26 protein-coding genes are annotated in these 23,657 nt (G+C 53.7%); 14 read left to right on the forward strand and 12 right to left on the reverse strand.

Annotated features, from left to right (window positions below; genetic code table 11):
• Positions 1 to 12: 12 nt before the first annotated feature.
• Genes livG through livK form a run of 4 tightly spaced genes read right to left on the reverse strand, consistent with a single transcriptional unit; the run spans position 13 to position 4,137 of the window.
• Positions 13 to 780: a high-affinity branched-chain amino acid ABC transporter ATP-binding protein LivG gene (livG, locus tag FCH32_RS17300; RefSeq protein ID WP_096759231.1), complete on the reverse strand. Its 768-nt coding sequence runs from the start codon at positions 778 to 780 to the stop codon at positions 13 to 15.
• Positions 777 to 2,057, reverse strand: coding sequence for a branched chain amino acid ABC transporter permease LivM (gene livM / locus FCH32_RS17305; RefSeq protein WP_096759230.1), 1,281 nt, complete (start codon positions 2,055 to 2,057; stop codon positions 777 to 779). The genes livG and livM overlap by 4 nt, the downstream gene beginning before the upstream one ends.
• The gene (gene livH / locus FCH32_RS17310) at positions 2,054 to 2,980 is read right to left on the reverse strand and encodes a high-affinity branched-chain amino acid ABC transporter permease LivH (protein ID WP_096759229.1); all 927 of its coding nucleotides are present in this window, start codon (positions 2,978 to 2,980) and stop codon (positions 2,054 to 2,056) included. The genes livM and livH overlap by 4 nt, the downstream gene beginning before the upstream one ends.
• Before the next feature lie 47 nt (positions 2,981 to 3,027).
• On the reverse strand, positions 3,028 to 4,137 hold the full coding sequence (gene livK / locus FCH32_RS17315) for a high-affinity branched-chain amino acid ABC transporter substrate-binding protein LivK (protein WP_115257271.1): 1,110 nt from the start codon (positions 4,135 to 4,137) through the stop codon (positions 3,028 to 3,030).
• Between the two features lie 424 nt (positions 4,138 to 4,561).
• On the opposite strand from livK, the gene panM reads away from it, so the two are divergent.
• On the forward strand, positions 4,562 to 4,945 hold the full coding sequence (gene panM, locus FCH32_RS17320; RefSeq protein WP_174361258.1) for an aspartate 1-decarboxylase autocleavage activator PanM: 384 nt from the start codon (positions 4,562 to 4,564) through the stop codon (positions 4,943 to 4,945).
• An 86-nt stretch (positions 4,946 to 5,031) separates the two neighbouring features.
• Here panM and FCH32_RS17325 read toward each other — a convergent pair whose 3' ends face one another.
• The 5 genes from FCH32_RS17325 to ftsY all read right to left on the reverse strand — a co-directional run bounded on the left by FCH32_RS17325 (position 5,032) and on the right by ftsY (position 10,809).
• Positions 5,032 to 6,135, reverse strand: coding sequence for a branched-chain amino acid ABC transporter substrate-binding protein (locus FCH32_RS17325; protein WP_138140553.1), 1,104 nt, complete (start codon positions 6,133 to 6,135; stop codon positions 5,032 to 5,034).
• A 322-nt stretch (positions 6,136 to 6,457) separates the two neighbouring features.
• Positions 6,458 to 7,312, reverse strand: coding sequence for an RNA polymerase sigma factor RpoH (gene rpoH / locus FCH32_RS17330; protein WP_096759226.1), 855 nt, complete (start codon positions 7,310 to 7,312; stop codon positions 6,458 to 6,460).
• A 254-nt stretch (positions 7,313 to 7,566) separates the two neighbouring features.
• On the reverse strand, positions 7,567 to 8,625 hold the full coding sequence (ftsX, locus tag FCH32_RS17335; RefSeq protein ID WP_096759225.1) for a permease-like cell division protein FtsX: 1,059 nt from the start codon (positions 8,623 to 8,625) through the stop codon (positions 7,567 to 7,569).
• Positions 8,618 to 9,286 carry a cell division ATP-binding protein FtsE gene (gene ftsE / locus FCH32_RS17340; protein ID WP_096759224.1) on the reverse strand — a complete coding sequence of 223 codons (669 nt, stop codon included), beginning with the start codon at positions 9,284 to 9,286 and terminating at the stop codon, positions 8,618 to 8,620. Before ftsE ends, ftsX begins: the two co-directional genes overlap by 8 nt.
• A 2-nt stretch (positions 9,287 to 9,288) precedes the next feature.
• Positions 9,289 to 10,809, reverse strand: a complete 1,521-nt coding sequence (gene ftsY / locus FCH32_RS17345) for a signal recognition particle-docking protein FtsY (protein WP_174361259.1) — start codon at positions 10,807 to 10,809, stop codon at positions 9,289 to 9,291.
• Positions 10,810 to 11,083: 274 nt separating this feature from the next.
• Here ftsY and rsmD point away from each other — a divergent pair, with 274 nt between their 5' ends.
• Entirely contained in the window at positions 11,084 to 11,680 is a 597-nt protein-coding gene (gene rsmD / locus FCH32_RS17350) for a 16S rRNA (guanine(966)-N(2))-methyltransferase (protein ID WP_096759222.1), read from the forward strand.
• Entirely contained in the window at positions 11,670 to 11,945 is a 276-nt protein-coding gene (locus FCH32_RS17355; protein ID WP_096759221.1) for a DUF1145 family protein, read from the forward strand. The genes rsmD and FCH32_RS17355 overlap by 11 nt, the downstream gene beginning before the upstream one ends.
• Positions 11,946 to 12,011: 66 nt before the next feature.
• Here the strand turns inward: FCH32_RS17355 and FCH32_RS17360 are convergent, their stop codons facing one another.
• Positions 12,012 to 12,383, reverse strand: coding sequence for a DUF2500 domain-containing protein (locus tag FCH32_RS17360; protein ID WP_137362568.1), 372 nt, complete (start codon positions 12,381 to 12,383; stop codon positions 12,012 to 12,014).
• Between the two features lie 141 nt (positions 12,384 to 12,524).
• Between FCH32_RS17360 and FCH32_RS17365 the strand changes: the two genes are divergently transcribed.
• Both FCH32_RS17365 and zntA read left to right on the forward strand, forming a co-directional pair.
• A complete protein-coding gene (locus tag FCH32_RS17365; RefSeq protein WP_096759219.1) occupies positions 12,525 to 13,151 on the forward strand; it encodes a lysoplasmalogenase in 627 nt (208 codons plus the stop codon).
• 75 nt (positions 13,152 to 13,226) lie between these two features.
• On the forward strand, positions 13,227 to 15,437 hold the full coding sequence (zntA, locus tag FCH32_RS17370) for a Zn(II)/Cd(II)/Pb(II) translocating P-type ATPase ZntA (protein WP_174361260.1): 2,211 nt from the start codon (positions 13,227 to 13,229) through the stop codon (positions 15,435 to 15,437).
• Positions 15,438 to 15,538: 101 nt separating this feature from the next.
• Here the strand turns inward: zntA and tusA are convergent, their stop codons facing one another.
• Positions 15,539 to 15,784: a sulfurtransferase TusA gene (gene tusA, locus FCH32_RS17375; RefSeq protein ID WP_003827551.1), complete on the reverse strand. Its 246-nt coding sequence runs from the start codon at positions 15,782 to 15,784 to the stop codon at positions 15,539 to 15,541.
• Positions 15,785 to 15,953: 169 nt separating this feature from the next.
• Here tusA and FCH32_RS17380 point away from each other — a divergent pair, with 169 nt between their 5' ends.
• Positions 15,954 to 16,619, forward strand: coding sequence for a 7-cyano-7-deazaguanine/7-aminomethyl-7-deazaguanine transporter (locus tag FCH32_RS17380; protein ID WP_096759217.1), 666 nt, complete (start codon positions 15,954 to 15,956; stop codon positions 16,617 to 16,619).
• A 72-nt stretch (positions 16,620 to 16,691) separates the two neighbouring features.
• Positions 16,692 to 17,249, forward strand: a complete 558-nt coding sequence (locus FCH32_RS17385; RefSeq protein WP_115257264.1) for a DcrB family lipoprotein — start codon at positions 16,692 to 16,694, stop codon at positions 17,247 to 17,249.
• Positions 17,250 to 17,252: 3 nt separating this feature from the next.
• Here FCH32_RS17385 and FCH32_RS17390 read toward each other — a convergent pair whose 3' ends face one another.
• Positions 17,253 to 18,470, reverse strand: coding sequence for an MFS transporter (locus FCH32_RS17390; RefSeq protein WP_096759215.1), 1,218 nt, complete (start codon positions 18,468 to 18,470; stop codon positions 17,253 to 17,255).
• A gap of 132 nt (positions 18,471 to 18,602) precedes the next feature.
• On the opposite strand from FCH32_RS17390, the gene FCH32_RS17395 reads away from it, so the two are divergent.
• The 7 genes from FCH32_RS17395 (at position 18,603) to FCH32_RS17425 (ending at position 23,652) form a co-directional block, all read left to right on the forward strand.
• Positions 18,603 to 19,652, forward strand: coding sequence for an AI-2E family transporter (locus tag FCH32_RS17395; RefSeq protein WP_115257262.1), 1,050 nt, complete (start codon positions 18,603 to 18,605; stop codon positions 19,650 to 19,652).
• Positions 19,653 to 20,067: 415 nt separating this feature from the next.
• A complete protein-coding gene (locus FCH32_RS17400) occupies positions 20,068 to 20,445 on the forward strand; it encodes a hypothetical protein (RefSeq protein ID WP_135912828.1) in 378 nt (125 codons plus the stop codon).
• Positions 20,446 to 20,513: 68 nt separating this feature from the next.
• On the forward strand, positions 20,514 to 21,575 hold the full coding sequence (locus tag FCH32_RS17405; protein WP_115257260.1) for a class I SAM-dependent methyltransferase: 1,062 nt from the start codon (positions 20,514 to 20,516) through the stop codon (positions 21,573 to 21,575).
• A 40-nt stretch (positions 21,576 to 21,615) separates the two neighbouring features.
• On the forward strand, positions 21,616 to 22,338 hold the full coding sequence (locus tag FCH32_RS17410) for a beta-ketoacyl synthase chain length factor (RefSeq protein WP_174361261.1): 723 nt from the start codon (positions 21,616 to 21,618) through the stop codon (positions 22,336 to 22,338).
• Positions 22,323 to 23,150 (forward strand): lysophospholipid acyltransferase family protein, encoded by an 828-nt coding sequence (locus tag FCH32_RS17415; RefSeq protein ID WP_153880359.1) that lies wholly within the window; start codon positions 22,323 to 22,325, stop codon positions 23,148 to 23,150. The genes FCH32_RS17410 and FCH32_RS17415 overlap by 16 nt, the downstream gene beginning before the upstream one ends.
• On the forward strand, positions 23,131 to 23,388 hold the full coding sequence (locus tag FCH32_RS17420; RefSeq protein ID WP_096759209.1) for a phosphopantetheine-binding protein: 258 nt from the start codon (positions 23,131 to 23,133) through the stop codon (positions 23,386 to 23,388). The genes FCH32_RS17415 and FCH32_RS17420 overlap by 20 nt, the downstream gene beginning before the upstream one ends.
• A 12-nt stretch (positions 23,389 to 23,400) precedes the next feature.
• Positions 23,401 to 23,652: an acyl carrier protein gene (locus tag FCH32_RS17425; protein ID WP_096759208.1), complete on the forward strand. Its 252-nt coding sequence runs from the start codon at positions 23,401 to 23,403 to the stop codon at positions 23,650 to 23,652.
• Positions 23,653 to 23,657: the final 5 nt, after the last annotated feature.

A 23,657-nucleotide genomic window follows, 5' to 3' on the forward strand; every position in this document is an offset into this window, starting at 1 on the left:
GGCTCGCCCCCATTATGCTTCACCTAAATAGGCGCGGATGACATCCGGGTTATTACGAATCTGTTCCGGCGTCCCGTTTGCCAGCGGCGTGCCCTGGTTCACCACGTAGATACGGTCTGAAATCCCCATCACCAGCTTCATGTCATGTTCAATCAACAAGATTGAAGTGTTGTGATGATTACGCAGCTCAGCAATCAGCTCATCCAGCTCTTTAGTCTCTTTCGGGTTGAGCCCCGCGGCAGGTTCGTCGAGCATCAGGATTTCCGGCTGGGTCACCATGCAACGAGCAATCTCCAGACGACGCTGGTCACCATAGGCCAGGTTACTGGCCTGACGGTTGGCGTGTTCCAGCAGACCGATACGCTCAAGCCAGGTGGCAGCACGGTCCAGCGCTTCGCTCTGGGCACGACGGAAAGACGGGGTTTTCAGCAATCCGGAGAAGACACCGGTTTTCAGCTGTTGGTGTTGCGCCACCAGCAGGTTTTCAATCACCGTCATCTCGCGGAACAGACGCACGTGCTGGAAGGTGCGCACCACGCCCATGCGGGCAATTTGCTGGCCCGGCAGCCCTTCCAGATGCTGATCGCGCAGCTTGATCGTCCCCCCCGTCGGCTTGTAAAAACCGGTCAGACAGTTGAAAACTGTGGTTTTACCCGCACCGTTTGGCCCGATTAACGAGACAATTTCCTGCGGCCTCAGTTCCAGTTCAACGTTGTTGACCGCCAGCAGACCGCCGAAGCGCATCATCAGGCCGTTCACGGATAATAATGGCTGACTCATGCCTGCTCTCCTTCTTTCGCTTGCCCGTTTTTCAACTTCAACTGTGGACGGGTCATCGGCAGAAGCCCCTGTGGGCGCCAGATCATCATCAGTACCATCAAACCACCGAGCATCAACATGCTGTATTCATTGAAATCACGCATCAGTTCGCGTGACACCACCAGCAGGATGGCCGCCAGGATCACCGCAAACTGCGACCCCATGCCACCGAGGACGACAATCGCCAGTACGAAGGCCGATTCAGCAAAAGTGAAAGACTCCGGACTAACGAAGCCCTGACGCGCAGCAAACAGCGTGCCGGCAAAGCCGGCAAACGCGGCACTGATGGTAAAGGCGGTCAGCTTGATACGTGTTGGGTTTAAACCCAGCGAGCGGCAGGCGATTTCATCTTCACGCAAGGCTTCCCACGCGCGGCCCAGCGGCATACGCAGCAGGCGGTTAATGACGAACAGTGAGAAAACCACCAGCAGCAACGCCACCAGATAGAGGAAAATCACACGGTCAGACGGGTCATACTTCACGCCGAAGAAGTTGCTGAAGGTATCCCAGCCGCCTTCGCGGGCGCTACGGCTGAACTCGAGACCGAAGAGAGTCGGTTTCGGGATCTGGCTAATGCCGTTCGGGCCACCGGTCACTTCAGTATTGTTCAGCAACAGAATACGGACGATCTCACCAAAACCTAAAGTCACAATCGCCAGATAGTCACCGCGCAGACGCAGTACCGGGAAGCCGAGCAGGAAACCCGCTGCCGCAGAGACCAGGCCTGCCAGCGGCAGGCAGGTCCAGAAACCGAGACCGTAATAGTGGTTCAACAGCGCGAAGGTGTAAGCACCGATAGCATAAAAACCGCCGTAGCCCAGCACCAACAGACCAGAAAGCCCCACCACCACGTTTAAGCCCAGACCGAGGATGATATAGATCATCGTCAGCGTGGCGATATCGACCGTGCCGCGTGAGACCATAAACGGCCACGCTACGGCAATCACCAGCAGCGCCACCAGGAACAGTTTTTGTTTGACGGTGGAGCCGTCAATCGCCGGCAGAATAAACTTCGGGCCGGAAACTCGCTTCATGCTGTGCTGGAAAGCCGGGCGCAGCAGCTGGAACAGAAAAACGACTCCGGTGCCGATAAACACCCACTGCCAGCGAATATCACTGGCGACATCAACGACCAGCTTGGTGCCATCCAGCTCTAACTGAACGCCCATAAAGACACCCGCGAGGATGAAAAACATGGCGGCAGAGAGCAGCGCCATCGCAACGTGCATTGGTTTCATACTTTCTCTACCTCCGGGCGACCCAGAATACCGGTCGGCATCACCAGCAGCACGATAATCAGCAGTGCAAACGACACCACGTCTTTGTATTCCGTACTCAGATACGCAGAGGAAAGCGCTTCCGCTACACCCAGAATCAGACCGCCAATCATCGCCCCAGGGATGCTACCGATGCCACCCAGTACGGCGGCGGTAAAGGCTTTCATCCCGGCCATAAAGCCGATATACGGGTTGATAACGCCGTAGAATTGACCGAGCAGCACGCCCGCCACTGCCGCCATCGCCGCACCGATCACAAAAGTCAGCGCAATCACGCGGTCAGTGTTAATACCGAGCAGGCTGGCCATTTTCAGATCTTCTGCACAGGCGCGACACGCACGGCCCATACGCGAGTAGCGGATGAAAATCGTCAGCGCCAGCATGGCTACAAAGGTCACAACCCAGATAACTGCCTGCATGGTCGTAATGGAGGCAGAGAAGTTTTCGCTACTGCCGATGGTCCACTGGCCGTTAAACAGGCTGGGCAGCGCCACGTCGCGCGAGCCTTCGGTCAGGCTGACGTAGTTTTGCAGGAAGATGGACATCCCGATGGCGGAAATCAGCGCAATCAGGCGCTTGGAGCTGCGCACGGGCCGGTATGCCACGCGTTCAATACTCCAGCCGTAGGCGCTGGCAATCACGATAGCGCCTACGAATCCGGCCGCTACCAGCAGCCAGCTGGTATCAATACCCATCATCATTAGCGCAGCGATGATCATAAAGGAGACATAGCTGCCGATCATATACACCTCGCCGTGGGCGAAGTTGATCATGCCGATAATGCCGTACACCATCGTGTAACCGATGGCGATCAGCGCGTAGGTGCTTCCCAGCGTGACGCCGTTAAACATCTGCTGTAAGAAATAGAGGAACTGCTCGGACATATGCAAACCTTTTCATACCCGCCCGGCATCACCGGGCGGTGGGATAATTATTTGGCTACCGAGGACGACCCGTCGGCGTGCCACTGGAAGACACCAAACTCAAATCCCTTTAGATCGCCTTTTTCATCCCAATTCAGCGGCCCAATCACGGTATCAGCCCCGTGTGCTTTTAAATCTTTCACCAGATCCAGCGGTTCTTTGCTGCCGCTGCGATCCAAAGCGGTTGCCAGCGACTGCACAGCGGCGTAGGTGATCCACACATATGGTCCGGTCGGATCTTTCTTGTCCGCTTTGAGCGCATCGACGATAGCCTTATTCGCCGGATCCTGGTCATAGCGTTTTGGCATGGTCACCAGCATGCCTTCGCCTGCCTCGCCCGCGATGTTGGACAGTGACGCATTACCCACGCCTTCTGGTCCCATAAACTGCGTTTTCAGGCCCACAGAGCGCGCCTGACGCAGCATTTGTCCCATTTCCGGGTAGTAGCCACCGTAATAAACGAAGTCGATGTTTTCTTTCTTCAGACGGGCAATCAGCGCAGAAAAATCTTTTTCTCCGGCAGTGATCCCATCAAAGAAGACGATATTGGCTTTGCCCGCTTTCAGGCTGTCTTGTACCGAGCGCGCCAGTCCTTCACCGTACTGCTGCTTATCATGGAGGATGGCAATACGCTGAGGCTTAACCGTCTCAAGAATATATTTCGCCGCGGTGGGTCCCTGAGAGGAGTCCAGACCGGCCGTACGCATGATGTGCGCATAACCGCGCTGCGTCAGTTCCGGGTTGGTGGCACCCGGGGAAATCATCAGGATGCCTTCATCTTCGTAGATGTCGGATGCAGGTTGAGTCGACGATGAGCACAGGTGACCAATCACATACTGAATGCCGTCGTTAACGATTTTATTCGCCACGGCCACCGCCTGTTTTGGATCGCAGGCGTCGTCATATTCCACGCCCACCAGCTTGTCGCCTTTGATGCCACCTTTGGCATTAATATCTTTAATCGCCTGACGCGCGCCATTGAATTCCATATCGCCCCACTGCGCGACCGGACCTGACATTGCCCCGACCACAGCGACTTTGATCTCCTCCGCCATAGCCGTGTGCGACATTGCCAGTGCGATTACCCCTGCGATGATTGTCTTCGCATTCCTTTTCATTCCTGAATCCCCATTCGTGATGTTGTGTATTTATTTTGTATTTATATGGTTAAAAAGCAGACTGTGCTTTTTTTGAACTGCACTATTTTTGCCTGTCTGATTAATGGTTTAGCGCAGCATTTTAAGCAAATTACCGCTAAAATCTCTATTTTTCAGTCGATTAAGAAAAGATAATATTCTGCTTTTCACTATAGATAAACAAAAAAAAGCACGCTTGTCAGCATAAAATAATGGCACAAAGAGCGGAATAAAATGCTGCATCCCAGGGTAATATCCTGCCTGTTTTTCAATGCCTAATGTTTCAAACTGTAATTATCGTTGTTATAAAATTAATCACCTGGTTATTCTCATAAAAAAGAGAAAGCGTCCGGGGGAATTATTTCGGTACACTGATTTCATCTTTTGTGATTTGGACACGCTGTCAATGAAGCTGACCATCATTCGTTTAGAAAACTTTAGTGCTCAGGACAACATTGATCTGGGCAAAATCTGGCCGGAATATTCCGCCTCATCTCTACGCGTCGATGACGCTCACCGGATCTATGCCGCGCGGTTTAATGAGCGCCTGTTAGGCGCAGTACGCGTCACCCTGAGCGGTACGCAAGGCGCGCTGGATTCCTTACGCATACGCGAAATCACCCGCCGTCGCGGCGTCGGGCAGTATTTGATCGAAGAAGTGATCCGCGAAAACCCTGACGTGAGTTCATGGTGGATGGCAGATGTAGGCGTGGAAGACCGCGGCGTGATGGCCGCATTTATGCAGGCATTAGGGTTTAGCGCACAGGCGGATGGCTGGGAGAAACGGTAATAAAAAAGCCGGATGGCGCTGACGCTTATCCGGCCTACGAAGTGCTCGCTGTAGGCCCGGTAAGCAAAGCGCTACCGGGCAGTTACTCACTTAGCGTCTGTAGCCGTACCGTTAGCATGCCAATCAAACACGCCGAACTCGAAGCCTTTCAGGTCACCCTTCGCATCCCATGACAGCGGCCCCATCACGGTTTCAACAGAGTTTGCTTTCAGGTATTTAGCAATTTCAGCCGGATCGTCGGAATGGTTCAGACCAGCCTGCAATGATTGCAGCGCAGCGTAGGTGGTCCACACAAACGCGCCGCTTGGATCCTGTTTCTTGGCCTTGATGGCATCCACGATCGGTTTGTTCGCCGGAACCTGATCATAGTTCTTCGGCTTGGTCACCAGTAAGCCTTCCGCAGATTCACCGGCGATGTTAGACAGCGACACGTTCGCCACCCCTTCTGGTCCCATAAACTGGGTTTTCAGGCCAGCAGCACGCGCCTGACGCAGGATCTGCCCCATTTCCGGGTGGTAGCCACCGTAGTAAACAAAGTCGATGTTATCTTTCTTCAGACGCGCCACCAGGGTGGAGAAGTCTTTCTCACCGGCGGTGATACCGTCAAAGAACACCACATCAGCATTCGCTTTCTTCAGGTTGTCTTGCACAGAGCGCGCCAAACCTTCACCGTACTGCTGCTTGTCGTGAACGATGGCAATGCGTTTCGGCTTCACTTTTTCAACAATATATTTCGCGGCAGTTGGCCCCTGATCAGAGTCCAGGCCGGTGGTACGCATTACCAGATTATAGCCACGTGCGGTCAGTTCCGGCGCGGTTGCCGCCGGAGTGATCATCAGAATGCCTTCGTCTTCATAGATATCTGACGCGGGCTGAGTAGAAGACGAGCACAGGTGACCGATAACGTATTTAATCCCGTCGTTAACCACTTTGTTGGCAACCGCTACCGCCTGTTTCGGGTCACAGGCATCGTCGTATTTCACCACGACCAGCTTGTCACCCTTCACGCCGCCTTTGGCGTTAATGTCTGCAATCGCCTGTTCTGCACCGGTAAACTCCTGGTCGCCATACTGCGCCACCGGACCCGACATCGCGCCGACGACGGCAACTTTAATATCCTTAGCAAAGGCCATATTGCTCAAAGACAGGGCGATACATCCTGCCAATAACGCTTTACCCTTCATATTCATCCTGACAATCCCCATTATTGTGGTTATTACGTGTGTTGTGATGTTGTTGTTCAGCACTTTATTTCGATTATTGGATAGCTACCCGTGCTTTAGCAGCATACTCTGCTAAAACATACCCGATTTTTATTATTTTGGAATAGCTAATTTTACATCCAGATAACAGATTCGTGTCGGTGGGAGGGGAGGAAAGGCCCGTTTGCCCGATAAGCGAAGCGCCATCAGGCAAACGTGTTGCCGGATGGCAGCGTAAACGCCTTATCCGGCCTACAAAAAACAAAACCCCCGAATTCACATTCGAGGGTTCATTGGCAATTCGCGAAAATTACGCTTCGATTGCCGCGCGGAGTTTTTTCATGGCGTTCTTTTCAAGCTGACGCACACGTTCAGCGGAAACACCGTAGCGATCGGCCAGCTCCTGCAACGTCGACTTGTTGTCTTCGTCGAGCCAACGGGCACGGATGATGTCCTGGCTACGTTCATCCAGACCTTCCATCGCGTAAGTCAATTTGTTCGCCGCCTGCTCTTCCCAGTTATCGTCTTCAATGCCGTCAGCAAAGTTAGACGATTTGTCCTGCAGATAAAGCACCGGAGCCATCGGCTGGCTGTCGGACTCGTCGTCCGAAGACATGTCAAACGTCATGTCCTGCGCCGCCATACGGGATTCCATTTCGCGGACGTCTTTGCTGGAAACCCCCAGCTCGCGAGCGACCATTTCAACTTCATCCTGGTTAAACCAGCCCAGACGCTGCTTAGTTTTACGCAGGTTAAAGAACAGCTTACGCTGTGCTTTGGTGGTCGCGACTTTAACGATACGCCAGTTACGCAGAACGTATTCGTGGATCTCTGCTTTGATCCAGTGCACGGCGAAAGACACCAGGCGCACACCCACTTCCGGGTTGAAACGGCGCACGGCTTTCATCAGGCCGATATTACCTTCCTGAATCAGATCCGCCTGCGGCAGGCCATAGCCCGCGTAGTTACGAGCAACATGAACAACAAAGCGCAGGTGAGACAGGATCAGCGTTTTAGCTGCTTCCAGATCGCCCTGGTAATGCAGCTTTTCAGCCAGTGCCCGCTCCTCGTCAGCCGACAACATCGGCCACGCGTTTGCAGCCCGGATGTAAGATTCCAGGTTACCAACAGGGGCTAAAGCTAAATTTTGCATTTCTTTGGTCATTCAAATCCTCTCAATCTATATCATCTGGCGCGTTGAAAAATCGACAGCAACAACCATGCCAGAGCTTATGAGCAACGAGAATATCATTCAATCTTTTATCAGACAGTGATTTTATCCACAAGTTCCATGTCGTACTGTGTATACATTACGCACAAAATGTGACATCACAATGACTATGTCGGGAAGAGACAACAGGGACTCTTTCCCTGCAGAGCGAACTTCTCAGTGCAGGGAAAGATTATACCAGAGATTTTTTAATCGGGGGTAAAGTGGCGTAAATGTTGGACCGTGGCAAGCCAGGCTGCCACCCAGCCAATCATTGAGCACACCAGCAGCAGCAGCAGGCACTCGTCGAATGATAAGCCGTTGATATCAAATTTAGTTCCAAAAACCTGTGCCACTTCAGTGACCGCTGAAGACAGACGCATCACCAAAATTTCTGACAAAATCAGTGAAAGAAAAGCGCCCGAAAAGCCAAGCAGCGCTCCGCCGTAGAGGAACGGTCGCAGGATAAACCCATCCGTTGCGCCAATCAGTTTCTGTACGTTGATGGTATCGCGACGGGCAAAAATGCTCAGTCGTACGCTGTTGCCGATAACCAGGAACACCGCGGCCACCATCAGCACGCCAATCATTGCCGAAACGCGCCCCACCAGACTCGTCAACGCCGCCAGCCGCGCAAACCAGCTGTCATCCATGCGCACTTCATCAATACCATTGATTTGTGCCACCCGATCACGCAGCGTGTTCAGCGACTCCGTGCCCTGGAAATCCAGTTTTGGGATAACCACCGCCACGGCCGGCAGCGGGTTCTCTTCCAGCATATCCAGCGCACCGCCAAAACCAGACCAGTTACGGAATTCACCCAGCGCATCGTCGCGGGAAAGATAATTCACCTTCTCCACGCCCTGCTCGGCCTGCAATTGACCAACCACCCGCGCCGCCGCGTCATCATCCAGCGTTTTCTGCAAATACACGGTGATCTGCGGGGACGGATAATACTGGCTTGCCGCCTGGTTTACGTTCTTATAGACCATGTAACACACGCTCGGCAGCGTCAGGGAGATGGCGATCACCATCACCGTCAGGAACGTCGCCAGCGGCTTGCTTTTCAGGTCCTGTAACGCGCCCTGGAACGCATAGCGCACCTGCTCGTTAAAGACATTGGTTTTACGTGAGTTCGGCTTTGGTGAGGATTTTGCCCGCTTCGGCGCGTTGCGTCCCCCGTCACCTGGCGCACCGCCCGATTTACGAAAACGGTCCAGTCGCCCACCGAACTGTTTGATTTGATTAATAGCGTCACGTCTATTCATGCGCCAGGCCTCCATGCAGGTGTCCGTCGCTCAGGACCATCTGGCGATAGGAACGACGGGAGATCAGCCCAATGTCGTGCGTCGCCATTAATACCGTAACCCCGACGCGGTTGAACTCTTCGAACAGGCGTAAGATCCCCTCCGACAACGCGTCATCAAGGTTTCCGGTCGGTTCATCCGCCAGCAGTACCGCAGGTTTATTCACCACCGCACGGGCAATTCCCACACGCTGCTGCTCACCGCCGGAGAGTTGAATCGGGAAATTCTTCGCTTTGTCCAACAGCCCGACCTTGTCCAGTGCCGCTGACACGCGGCGACGAATATCGTCCCCGCTGGCACCCGCGATAATCAGCGGAATCGCCACGTTGTCAAAAACGGTCCGATCCATCAGCAGATGGTGATCCTGAAAAATCATGCCGATCTGGCGACGCAGAAACGGCACTTCACGGTTTTTCAAACGGCTGATGTCATGCCCGCTGAAGGAAATTTTCCCGGCACTGGGCCGTTCAATCCCACAGATCAGCTTCAGCAGGGTACTTTTCCCCGCACCGGAGTGGCCGGTCAGAAACGCCATCTCGCCAGGCTGCATATGGAATGTGACTCCCTGCAGCGCTTGTCTCCCACCGAGATAGGCCTTGCTGACATGTTCAAAGCGAATCATTGTTAATCCTCTCGGGCAAAAAGTGCCTCTATAAAATCGTCCGCTTTAAACGGACGTAAATCCTCGATACGTTCGCCCACACCGATGTAGCGGATAGGGATGCCAAACTGGTCGGCAACCGAGAAAATTACCCCACCTTTCGCCGTACCGTCCAGCTTGGTCAGGGTAATACCGGTCAAACCCACCGCTTCATGGAACAGTTTGGCCTGGCTTATGGCATTCTGCCCGGTACTGGCGTCAAGGGTCAGCATAATTTCATGCGGCGCATCTTCGTCGAGCTTTTTCATCACGCGAACGATTTTCTTCAATTCTTCCATCAGATGCGCTTTGTTCTGCAAGCGACCTGCGGTATCGGCGATCAGCACGTCAACGTTACGCGCCTTCGCCGCCTGGATGGCATCAAAGATAACGGACGCGGAATCCGCGCCGGTATGCTGTGCAATCACCGGAATGTTGTTACGCTGGCCCCAGACCTGCAGCTGCTCGACCGCCGCCGCACGGAAGGTATCTCCCGCAGCCAACATCACCGATTTGCCCTGCTGCTCGAACTGACGTGCCAGCTTGCCGATGGTGGTGGTTTTACCCACACCGTTCACACCAACCATTAAGATAACAAACGGCGTCTTACCATCCACATTTAGCGGTTCATCAACCTTCGCCAGAATCTCGCCCATTTCATCTTTCAGCAGACCGTACAGCGCTTCAGCATCTTTAAGCTGCTTGCGGCTGGCCCCTTCCGTCAGGTTGGCGATGATCTTACGGGTGGTTTCTACCCCCACATCGGCGATCAGCAACTGCTCTTCCAGTTCTTCAAACAGATCATCGTCGATCTTTTTACCGCGGAACAGACTGATAAATCCGGAACCGAGGTTTTCTTTGGTTTTTAGCAGGCTGCGTTTCAGACGCGCAAAGAAGCCTTCTTTCGTCGGTTTCTCCTGTTCTTGTACCGTTTCTTCTTCTGCTGGCTCTTCTACAGCAGGTTCTTCTACGACAGGTTCTTCTACCGGCACAACCATGACGGCTTCTTCTGCCGCTTCAGCAGCCAGCGCCTGCGCTTCCAGTTCTTCGTCGGTCAGCTGCGGTTCGTTTTCCGCTTCTTCTTCAACCGCTTCAACAATTTCAACGGTTTCCGCTTCAGCCTGCCATTCTTCTGGCGAAATTTCTTCAGTTTTTACTTCTTCCGGCAGCGGTAACTCTTCGTGTTCGATAACCGCCGTTGGCACAGGGGCTTCAACAACCGGTTCAACCTCCGGCTGCGGTTGCTCGACCACAGGTTCCGGCTCAGGCTGCAGTTTTTCGATTTCTGCAACCTGTTCAGTGACTTCCACAACTTCAGCCGCAAAGGCCTCCGTTTCGGCTTCGCTATGGTTTTCCTGCGCGCGCGGCTGTTCCTCAACAACGGCAGCTTCTTCCACAACCTGTTGTTGTTCTTCGTTTTTTAATTCTGTCTCGTTTTCCGGTGCCTGCTCTTTTTGACCAAAGCCCAGCCAGGAAAAAAAGCCACGTTTTTTCTCTTTCGCCATTTGCGACTACACTCCCCGCTGTTGCTTCATGGCACAGCGTCAACGCTATGTACATAGCAGCTAAAAAAATGATGAAATAGTCTATCACTTATACCCAATGAATTTCGAGTTACGTCAAGGCGGCAAGCGCACGAATCCCGATGAGCTTACTTTAGTATGTGATTCGGGTGAGTAAGTGCAGCCAACGAAGAGGTCACATGAAAGGCGACGGGTTAACTTAACTCACATCACCGCCTGGAATGACACGTCACCTGCGGATTGAGCAATAATAGAAATGAAAAAACCGAATCACTCAGGCAGCGGCCAGATCCGCATTATTGGCGGGCAATGGCGCGGCCGTAAACTCCCGGTTCCGGACAGCCCGGGTCTGCGACCAACCACCGACCGTGTCCGCGAAACGTTGTTTAACTGGCTGGCACCAATGATGGTCGATGCCCAGTGTCTGGACTGCTTTGCTGGCAGCGGTGCGCTGGGGCTGGAAGCACTCTCCCGTTATGCCGCAGGCGCAACGCTTCTGGAAATGGATCGGGCTGTGTCTCAGCAGTTACAAAAAAATCTCGTCACGCTGAAGGCCAATCACGCCCGCGTCGTCAACACCAATACGCTGGCGTTTCTGGCTCAGGCAGGGTCGCCGCATAATGTGGTGTTTGTTGATCCGCCGTTTCGTAAAGGATTACTGGAAGAAACATTAACGCTTCTGGAAACGAATGGCTGGCTGGCAAACGAGGCGTATATTTACGTTGAGAGCGAAGTCGAAAACGGCCTGCCGCCGGTTCCGGTTAACTGGTCGTTGTATCGTGAAAAAGTCGCCGGCCAGGTTGCTTATCGCCTGTATCAACGTGAAGCACGAGGAGAACACCATGCTGATTAACCTGGGACGCCTGCTGATGCTGGGCGTCTGGGCATTCTTGCTGCTCAACCTTTTTCAGCCCTTCCCGCGCCCGCTCAATATCTTCGTTAACGTGGCGCTGGTGTTTATGGTGCTGATGCACGGCATGCAGCTTGCGCTGCTAAAAAGCACCCTGCCGAAAGACGGCCCGCAGATGACCACCGGCGAGAAAGTGCGTATTTTCCTGTTCGGCGTGTTTGAGTTGCTGGTCTGGCAGAAGAAGATTAAAGATCAGTTGAAGAAGTAGCCGTGATCTTTTCGCCCGGCGGCGCGTTGCGAGCCGGGCCCACAGACTTGTAGGCCGGATAAGGCATCAGCCGCCATCCGGCAGTCGTTGGGTAAAATCAACAAAGCGCGACCCTTTGTAACTCAGCGTGCCTTTATCGCCGACCGTTAACGCATGATACTGCTGTGCATCCAGGCGAAACGTCTGCTCCATTCCCCCGCTAAGTGGCTTAAAGCTCGCTTCATAACGCATGCTGGTACCCGCTGGAGTCACTTCCTGCTGGCGCGAACGTCGGTCATTCAGCGGTTTTTCCCGCTTATTGCTCACCACAACCTGCTTTTGCACCAGCGGCGCGGCATCATTATCCGCTTTTTCCCGGCGCTGTTGGACAAAGCGAAACGACGCGGCGACAACGATTAATACAATGATAACAATGAAAAAAAGTGGTGGCTTACTCATTTTATTAACCCATCAGAAAATGCGGAAATAAGCATACCCTGCCTGTTATGGTGTTGTCATCTGGCGGTATCGACCTCTACACTGGACAGAAGAGCCGTAAGCACCCCGCTTACGAAAAAATAACGAATTCAAGGAACTAAGATGCTTTGGTCGTTTATCGCTGTTTGTCTTTCCGCATGGCTGTTCGTGGATGCGTCCTATCGTGGTCCCACCTGGCAACGCTGGGTCTTTAAACCCCTGACATTATTGCTGCTGTTGCTGCTGGCCTGGCAGGCGCCAATGTTTAATGCCATCAGCTATCTGGTGCTGGCCGGCCTGTTGGCCTCGCTGCTCGGCGATGCGCTGACGCTGTTGCCACGTCAACGCCTGCTGTACGCCGTGGGGGCGTTTTTCCTGTCGCATTTGCTCTATACCATCTATTTCGCCAGCCAAATGACGATGTCATTCTTCTGGCCTCTGCCGCTGGTGCTGCTGGTGTTGGGTGCCCTGCTGATCGCCGTGATCTGGACGCGGCTGGAAGAACTGCGCGTCGCCATCTGCACCTTTATCGGCATCACTCTGATGATGGTCTGGATGGCTGGCGAGCTGTGGTTCTTCCGCCCAACCGCCCCGGCGCTATCGGCATTTATGGGTGCCTCATTGCTGTTCATCGGCAATATTGTCTGGCTGGGTAGTCATTATCGCCGCCGCTTCCGCGCCGATAACGCCATTGCCGCCGCCTGCTACTTCGCCGGACATTTCCTGATTGTACGTTCACTGTACCTTTAAAAACGCTTGACTCTGGAGTCGACTCCAGAGTGTATCCTCCGGTTAATACGAAATGATTATCAACCGGAGGATGCCATGTCGACGCCCGATACCAATGGCAAAAAGGCCCCACAATTTTCTTCATTCAAGCTCGCGCCTGCACCGCAGAAGGTTGATGACTGCTGCAGTGAAGGCCGTTGCTCGACAGCCGCACCCTCACCCACGCCCGTATCCAATACGGTGGACGGCACGCGCTATACCTGGAAAGTCTCAGGCATGGATTGCGCCTCCTGCGCGCGTAAAGTTGAAAATGCGGTCCGCCAGGTCAGCGGCGTCAACCAGGTTCAGGTGCTGTTCGCTACCGAAAAACTGGTGGTCGATGCCGGGGCCGATATTCGCCAGAACATAGAAAACGCGGTGCAAAAAGCGGGCTATACCCTGCGCGATGAGCAAGCACCGGAAGCCGCACCCGAGTCGCGGTTTAAAGAAAATCTGCCGCTGATCACGCTCATCGTCATGATGGCGATTAGCTGGGGGCTGGAGCAGTTCAATCATCCCTTTGGTCAGATGGCGTTTATCGCCACGACGCTGGTCGGGCTGTATCCCATTGCCCGTCAGGCGCTGCGCCTGATGAAAACCGGCAGCTACTTTGCCATTGAAACGTTAATGAGCGTCGCCGCCATTGGTGCGCTGTTTATTGGTGCCACGGCGGAAGCCGCGATGGTACTGCTGCTGTTTTTAATTGGCGAACGCCTGGAAGGATGGGCTGCCAGCCGCGCCCGCAAAGGGGTCAGCGCGCTGATGGCGCTAAAACCCGAAACCGCAGTCCGACTGCGCAATGGCGAGCGCGAAGAGGTGGCCATTAACAGCCTCCAGCCCGGCGACGTGATTGAAGTGGCTGCAGGTGGGCGCTTACCCGCCGACGGCAAACTGGTCTCCGGCTTTGCCAGCTTTGATGAAAGCGCCCTGACCGGCGAATCTATTCCTGTCGAACGCGCCACGGGCGATAAAGTCCCGGCGGGCGCCACCAGCGTTGACCGCCTTGTCACGCTGGAAGTCCTGTCTGAACCGGGCGCCAGCGCCATTGACCGCATCCTGAAGCTGATAGAGGAAGCCGAAGAACGTCGGGCCCCGATTGAGCGATTTATTGACCGCTTCAGCCGCATTTACACTCCGGCCATCATGGCGATCGCCCTGCTGGTCACTCTTGTTCCCCCACTGCTGTTTGCCGCTTCCTGGCAGGAGTGGATTTATAAAGGGCTGACGCTGCTGTTGATTGGCTGCCCGTGTGCGCTAGTGATCTCAACGCCTGCCGCAATTACCTCCGGGCTGGCGGCAGCGGCGCGGCGTGGGGCGCTGATTAAAGGCGGAGCCGCGCTGGAGCAATTAGGTAGAGTCACTCATGTGGCATTCGATAAAACCGGTACCCTGACCGTGGGTAAACCGCGCGTGACGGCGATTCATCCGGCGAGCGGCATCAGCGAGTCCGAACTGCTGGCGCTGGCGGCAGCGGTTGAGCAAGGTGCCACGCACCCGCTGGCTCAGGCGATTGTCCGTGAAGCGCAGACCCGTGAATTGACCATCCCGGCAGCACAAGCACAGCGGGCGTTGGTGGGTTCGGGTATTGAAGCGCAGGTCAATGGCGAGCGGATACTGATTTGCGCAGCGGGCAAACAGCCCGCCGAAGCCTTTGTCGGACAGATTAGCGAACTGGAAAGCGCCGGGCAAACGGTGGTACTGGTGCTGCGCAACGATGCGGTGCTCGGCGTGCTGGCCTTACAGGATACACTGCGTGACGACGCCCTGACCGCCATCAACGAGCTTCATCAGTTGGGCGTAAAAGGCGTGATCCTGACCGGGGATAACCCACGTGCGGCGGCAGCAATTGCCGGTGAGTTGGGGCTGGAATTCAAAGCAGGCCTGCTACCGGAGGATAAAGTTCGGGTAGTGACCAGCCTGAACCAGCAGTCCCCGCTGGCGATGGTTGGGGACGGGATTAACGACGCGCCGGCAATGAAAGCGGCCACCATCGGCATTGCGATGGGAAGCGGCACCGACGTCGCGCTGGAAACGGCGGATGCCGCCCTGACCCATAACCGCCTGCGCGGCCTGGTGCAAATGATCCAACTGGCACGCGCCACTCACGCCAATATTCGCCAGAACATTGCCATTGCGCTGGGTCTGAAGGGGATTTTCCTGATAACCACGATACTGGGGATAACCGGATTGTGGCTGGCGGTGCTGGCAGATACAGGGGCAACGGTACTGGTGACTGCCAACGCGCTGCGGCTGTTACGGAAAGGGTAATGCCTGTTTCTCGCCTGATGGTGCTTCGCTTATCAGGCCGACTGGCTGTTCGTCATTCGTAGGCCGGATTAGGCGCTTGCGCCGCCATCCGGCAAACAAGCTTACTGACCTTTGCGCACTAAATAGCGGTACGGCAGAGAGTCGGTCTCTTTGGCCACCAGCTCATGTTCCATAAACGTACAAAAGCCTGGAATGTCGCGGGTTGTCGCCGGATCGTCCGCGACAATCAGCAGCGTTTCACCGGCCTGCATGCCGCGCACAGTTTTACGCACCATCATCACTGGTTCCGGGCAGCGCAGCCCTTGGGCATCAAGGGTATGGTCGGGAGAGGTAAACAAATCGCTCATCGTTGTCTCGTTCAATAAAAAACGGCGTTATTTTACGCTCTGTTGGTCAGTAAGCCAATCAGGTTAACGATTGCGTGAAAAACAACCATTGCAAAGCCCTGTTAAAGCAGTATCATGCGACCGTTTTATTGGGTTCCCTCACCCCAATTCTTGACTAAAAAGGTACAATATGACTCCGTTTACACAAACTCAGCGCGTAAAAGCGTTGTTCTGGCTATCGCTATTCCATCTGCTGGTGATCACATCCAGCAACTATCTGGTACAACTGCCGATCACCATCTTCGGTTTCCATACCACATGGGGCGCCTTTAGCTTTCCGTTTATTTTCCTCGCCACCGACCTGACCGTTCGCATTTTTGGCGCACCTCTGGCACGACGCATCATTTTTGCGGTCATGATCCCCGCGCTGTTGATCTCCTATGGGGTTTCCGCGCTGTTTTATATGGGGTCCTGGCAAGGATTTGACGCGCTGCTGCACTTTAATCTGTTTGTCGCCCGTATCGCCGCCGCCAGCTTTATGGCCTACGCACTGGGTCAAATTCTGGATGTGCACGTCTTTAACCGCCTGCGTCAAAACCGCCGCTGGTGGCTCGCACCTACCGCCTCCACGCTGTTTGGCAACATCAGCGATACGCTGGCCTTCTTCTTTATCGCCTTCTGGCGCAGCCCGGATGCCTTTATGGCCGAGCACTGGATGGAAATCGCGCTGGTCGATTACTGTTTCAAGGTGCTGATCAGTATTATTTTCTTCCTGCCGATGTACGGTGTGTTGCTGAATATGTTACTGAAAAGGCTGGCAGATAAATCCGAAATCGCGGCATTACAGACGAGTTAAAGGTTCATTTTCCGAGTTGTGATAAGATGGACGAATGAGCCGTTATGGCCGTTTATCGAAAGGAAGAAGTCAATGCGCAATCTGGTTAAATATGTCGGTATTGGCCTGCTGGTTATGGGGCTTGCGGCCTGTGATAATAGCGATACCAAAGCGCCAGCCGAGGGTGCTGCCGCGGAAAGTAACGCCGCCGGACAACCGGTCAGCCTGCTGGACGGCAAGCTCAGTTTTTCCCTGCCAGCAGATATGACCGATCAGAGCGGCAAGCTGGGTACTCAGGCCAACAATATGCACGTGTATTCTGACGCAACCGGCCAGAAAGCAGTGATTGTGATTGTCGGTGATGACACCAGTGAAGACCTGACCGTGCTGGCCAAACGCCTGGAAGATCAGCAGCGTAGCCGTGACCCGCAGCTGCAGGTCGTCACCAACAAGTCGATTGAGCTGAAGGGCCATACCCTGCAGCAGTTAGACAGCATCATCTCCGCCAAAGGCCAGACCGCTTACTCTTCTGTGGTGCTGGGCAAAGTGGACAACCAGCTTCTGACCCTGCAGATCACGCTGCCTGCTGACGATCAGCAGAAAGCGCAGGCGACCGCAGAGAACATCATTAACACGCTGGTTATCCAGTAACGGTTAAGACGATGACACGGCCTCCGCAGAGTCCTCCGGGGGCCGTTTTTTTAACCGCCAGGTCAGCAATAACGCCACCGCCACCAGCCCGGCTGCCGCCAGATAAATAACCGGTACGCCCGCCCACGTCATCACCAGTCCCGCCAGCGGCCCGGTAATCCCCAGTGAGAGATCCATAAATACCGTGTAGGTCGCCAGCGCAGCGCCCTGATTCTGCTGCGGCACCGCTTTTACCGCCACCACGCCCAGCGCCGGGAACACCAGCGAGAACCCCGCACCTGCCAACAGAACGCCTACTTTCGCCATCCACGGCAGATCCGCCATCCCTACCAGCAGCAGCCCAACTATTTCCACGCTAAAACAGATCATCGCCACATTTAACCCGCCTAAGCGGTTAATGCCGTTTGGGAATAACAGGCGGGTCCCGACAAACGTACAGCTAAACAGCGTCAACGCGAATGCCGCGCCGTCCCAGCCTTTAGCGTCATAAAACAGCGTGATAAAGGTGGCGATCACCCCAAAACCAGCGGAAGCCAACGCCAGCGCCATACCGTACAACCAGACGCGCCCGAGCACCGCGCGAAACGGCATCGGCTTGCCCTTGCTGGCCTTCACCGCCGGACGTGGCAGCGCCAACAGTATTGCTAACAGAGCCACCGCCATGATGGTCAGCGCCAGTCCCTGCAAACCACCCCAGGCGTAACACAGCACGCCCAGCGGCGCGCCTATCGCCATCGCCCCGTAGGTGACGATACCGTTCCATGAAATCACCCGCCCAATGTGTATGGAGCCCACCACACCCACGCCCCACAGCGTTGAACCGGTACCGGCAAAACTTTGCCCAATCCCCAGGATCACACGCCCGAGGCACAGCAACAGTAAGCTCACCATCGGCCAGCCGCTGGTTGTTCCCGCCAGCAAATAGCCCAGGCCACTTAAAAAACAGCCGCACAGCCCGAACACGACAATCTTTTTCGGCCCCAGCAGATCGGCGTATCGCCCCGCATGCGGGCGGCTCAACAAGGTGGCGAAATATTGCAGGCTGATCACAAGCCCAGCCCAGAAGGCGCTAAAACCCATAACATCATGAACATAGCCGGGTAGCACCGCAAGCGGCAAGCCAATAGTCAGGTAGCTGGCGAAGTTAAACATCACCACCGAGACAATGCGCAGATTAAGACGAAATCCGTTAAGCGCCGGTTCAGCGACGGGTTCGGGCATGAAGGGTCACCACATTTTTACAACAGTGTTTCATTTCTACCATGTTGCCGGGCAGAAATCAGCAGACAGTTTAGGAATATAGGTCGTAAGCCAGCCGCTACACTTAGAGCAAAACGTAAAAAGGAAGAACACATGACAAGCGCTCAGCCTGATAAAACAGGTTTGCATATTTTGCTCAAACTGGCCGCCCTGGTGGTGATCCTCGCAGGTATTCATGCGGCTGCCGACATTATTGTGCAGCTGTTGCTGGCCCTCTTTTTTGCCATCGTCCTGAACCCGCTGGTGACCTGGTTTATTCGCCGGGGGCTGCGTCGCCCGATTGCCATTACGCTGGTGGTGGTAGTGATGCTGTTCGTGCTCACCGCGCTGGTCGGCGTTCTCGCATCTTCAATCACGGAATTCATGGACATGCTGCCAAAGTACAACAAGGAGCTGACGCGCAAGGTCCTCTACGTGCAAGAGATGGTGCCCTTTCTTAACCTGCATATGTCGCCAGAACGTCTATTGCAACGTATTGACTCCGACAAGCTAATGACCTTCACGACCACGCTGATGACCGGGCTTTCCGGCGCAATGGCCAGCGTCTTCCTGCTGGTAATGACGGTGGTGTTTATGCTGTTTGAGGTACGCCATGTTCCTTACAAGCTGCGCTTTGCGCTGAATAATCCGCAGATCCATATTGCGGGTCTGCACCGTGCATTGAAGGGCGTTTCTCACTACCTGGCGTTAAAAACATTGCTCAGCTTATGGACCGGGGCTATCGTCTGGCTGGGACTGGCGCTAATGGGCATTCAGTTTGCACTGATGTGGGGCGTGCTGGCATTCCTGCTTAACTATGTACCCAATATTGGCTCGGTGATTTCCGCCGTCCCTCCCATGCTGCAGGCGCTGCTGTTCAACGGGATTTACGAATGCGTGCTGGTCGGCGCCCTGTTTCTGGTCGTACATATGGTGATTGGCAATATCCTCGAGCCGCGTATGATGGGCCATCGTTTAGGCCTGTCGACGCTTGTTGTCTTCCTGTCCTTACTGGTATGGGGATGGCTGCTAGGTCCGGTCGGCATGTTACTTTCCGTGCCGCTTACCAGCGTGTGTAAAATCTGGATGGAAACTACCAGGGGTGGCAGCAAGCTGGCAATTTTGCTTGGCCCCGGTAGACCGAAAAGTCGATTACCGGGATAAACTACCAGACAAGGTAGTTTATATATTACGAATAAGATGGTAATAACGCAGACATTACCATCTTAACTTAAATAAAAAACCAATATACAAAGTAAAACCATAATAACTAAAATAAAAAACCTTCCAAAAACACATCTCCAGCACTAACCCACTATATTTAAAAACCATTTAAATTGATGCGCTTAGCTTGATAACGTATACTTCGCACCAATCATGTTGCTGCAAAATTTCCAACTGAAGAAAACCATTAAATATTAAGAAATCATGCCACCAGCACCGTGTTATCTGTCATGTGGAATACAACTCTAATTTAGCTTAAATAAAGATACAGATGATGAAAGGCGAGAATAATTTCATCACTTATTATTTCAATCGTATAAAAATACCGTGATAGGGAGTTTTAATGAAACAGTATATTAAGTGGTTTGCCGCTATTGCGGTTGTCGGCGCGCTGGCAGGCTGTGCGCGTACTGCGCCGATCGATCAAGTTCACTCAAGCGTTAGCGCGGGGCACACTCAGGACCAGGTTAAAAACGCCATTCTAAAAGCCGGCATTCAACGCCAGTGGATCATGACGGAAATTAACCCGGGGGTGATCAAAGCTCGTCAACAGACACGCGATCACGTGGCAGAAGTCCGTATCACCTACACCGCGACCAGCTACGACATCAAATATGACAGCAGTCTTAACCTGCAGGCTTCAGGCGGAAAAATTCATAAAAACTATAACCGTTGGGTGCGCAATCTGGACAAAGACATTCAGGTCAATCTGGCAGCCGGTGCCAATCTGTAATTATGCCTAAAGTCGGGCCGATAAGGCCCGATAACCTCACTATCTGCCACTCAACAGGTTGTTCCCACATGTACGAACAGGACTCGCTCAGCGCACTGGATGCTATTACTGAAGCACAACGTATCGCATTTGCCCCTATGCTTTTTCAAACCGCGTTGTGCCTGCGAAATGCGGGAGTACTGACCTGGCTGGATAAGCAAGGTAAACGCGGCGCTACGCTCGACGAAATTACCGAAAACAGCACCATCAACGAATATGCCGCCAGCATATTGCTGGATATGGGATTAAGTGGGCGCATCATTACCCACAAAGAGGGATATTATTACCTCGCCAAAATCGGTCATTTTCTTTTACATGACACGATGACCAGAGTGAACATGGATTTCACTCAGGATGTTTGCTATCAGGGCCTGTTCTATCTGGAAAATGCGCTGAAAGAAGGTAAACCCGCCGGATTAAAAATATTTGGCGACTGGCCAACCATTTATCCCGCCCTGTCGCAATTACCGCTGGCGGCGCGTGAAAGTTGGTTTGCTTTTGATCATTACTATTCAGACGGGGCATTTGACGCGGCATTACCGTATGTATTCGCCAATGCCCCTGCAACCCTGTACGATGTCGGCGGAAATACCGGAAAATGGGCATTACGTTGTTGTCAGCATGATGACAATATCGCCGTCACGTTATTAGATTTACCACAACAAATTGCGCTGGCCCGTGAAAATATCGAAAATGCAGGATTATCTCATCGCATAAAGTTCCATGCTGTGGATATGCTTAGTGACTCGCCTTTACCCGCAGAGGCTGATATCTGGTGGATGAGTCAATTCCTGGACTGTTTTTCCCCGGAGCAAATTATCGCCATGCTGAGCAAGATTGCCGGCGTAATGAAACCCGGTGCCAAACTCTGCATTATGGAACTGTTCTGGGATGCGCAGAAATTTGAAGCGGCCTCATTTAGCCTGAATGCGTCTTCGCTTTATTTTACCTGTATGGCGAACGGCAACAGTCGTTTCTACAGCGTAGAGAAGTTTTATCACTATCTGAAACAGGCAGGTTTTCAGGTAGATGAACGCCACGATAACCTGGGTATTGGGCATACTTTATTGATATGCCAGAAGAAAAAATAACAAACAACTGGAATAACCGATTTATCGCGGACGCGCGTTGATGAAATTTGCATTAAACATTACCGACTGGCAGGCAAAAGCTCCAGGATTAAGCGAAGCGGCACAGTGGCATGAATGGTCACGGCTTTCGCACACCATCGATCCAGCCTCGCCACAGGGAAAGCTCAGTGAATTACCGATGATGACCGCTCGCCGCCTCAGTTCGGGTAGCAAGCTGGCCGTCGAGTGCGGGCTGGCAATGCTCCGTCGTCATGCGATCGATGCCGTCCTCTATACCAGTCGTCACGGTGAACTGGAACGTAACTACCGCATTCTGCACGCATTGGCGACAGAGCAGCCGATCTCTCCGACCGATTTCGCCCTGTCCGTGCATAACTCCGCCGTCGGCAACCTGACCATCGCCGCAAAAAAACCGCTCGTCTCCTCCTCGCTCTCAGCAGGCAAAGACACGTTCCAGCAAGGGTTATGCGAAGTGATGGGCCTGCTACAGGCGGGATATCGGCGGGTGTTAATGGTCGATTTCGATGGTTTCCTGCCTGAGTTTTATCACCCGCAGCTGCCTGCTGACATGCCGACCTGGCCATTTGCCGTCGCGTTGGTTATTGAACCAGGTAGTCAGTGGCGGTGTGAAACCCGCCCATACCGCGACCACGGCGAGTCCACGTTGCCGCAAAGCCTGCTGTTTTTACAACATTATCTGCGAGATACCCCGGCGTTTACGCTGACGGGTGAACGCGTACAGTGGCAATGGAGTCAGGGGTGAGCGCGGTGTTCCAGCCCCTTAACCGGGCATGGCGACTGGTGATGACCGGTTTATGCTTCGCCCTGTTTGGCATCGGCGGACTGCTCCTTTCCACTATCTGGTTTAACGTATTGTTAATCACAGTATGGAATAATTCCAGACGTCGGCGCATTGCCAGACGCAGCATAGCCGCCAGTTTTCGTCTCTTTTTAACGGTGACGAAGGGGCTTGGCGTGCTGGATTACCACATTGAAGGGCGTGACGTTTTGCTCAAGGAACGAGGATGTCTGGTCGTCGCCAACCATCCGACGCTCATCGACTATGTGCTACTGGCTTCAGTCATGGCAGAAACAGACTGTCTGGTGAAAAGCGCGCTCCTGAAGAATCCGTTCCTCGGCGGCGTAGTCCGGGCGGCGGATTATCTGATTAACAGCCAGGCTGATGCACTGTTGCCCGCCTGCCAGCAGCGGCTGGAACAAGGCGATACAATATTGATTTTCCCCGAGGGGACACGCACGCGTCCCGGTGAGGAAATGACGCTCCAGCGTGGTGCGGCAAATATCGCCGTGCGCTGCCACAGCGACTTACGCATAGTCACGATTAGCTGCAGCGAGCAAATGCTTGATAAGCAAAGCAAATGGTATGACATTCCACCGGCTAAACCCGTGTTTACCATTTCCGTCCGCGCACGGGTAAAAATCGACCAATTTTACGATGCAAATTCACAAGAACCGGCGCTGGCCGCAAGGCAGTTGAACCGGCATCTTTTGCTTCAATTACAACCAGGTACGTTACCTCTTTCAGGAATTAATGATGCAAGCGCTTTATCTTGAAATCAAAAATCTCATTATAACGACATTGAATCTCGACGAACTTACTGCTGACGATATTGAAACCGACGCAGCACTCTTTGGCGATGGCTTAGGGCTGGACTCCATCGACGCCCTGGAGTTAGGCCTGGCGGTGAAAAATGAGTATGGCGTGGTTCTCTCGGCTGAGAGCGAAGAGATGCGCCAGCACTTCTTCTCCGTCGCCACGCTGGCATCTTTCATTCACGCGCAACGTGCCTGAGGAAAGTCCGTTATGACTGAACAAAAAGCCATTTACGAAGAAGTCTCCGCGCTGCTGGTTAAGCTGTTTGAAGTCGACCCACAGGACATTAAGCCCGAGGCGCGCTTGTATGACGATCTGGAACTGGACAGCATTGACGCTGTTGACATGATCGTGCATCTGCAAAAGAAAACCGGCAAGAAAATCAAGCCGGAGGAATTTAAAGCGGTGCGGACAGTGCAGGATGTCGTCGATGCGGTAGAACGCCTGCTCAAAGAAGCATAACGCAT

It is taken from the genome of Citrobacter gillenii (genome assembly GCF_013337685.1).
Taxonomy (GTDB): domain Bacteria; phylum Pseudomonadota; class Gammaproteobacteria; order Enterobacterales; family Enterobacteriaceae; genus Citrobacter; species Citrobacter gillenii.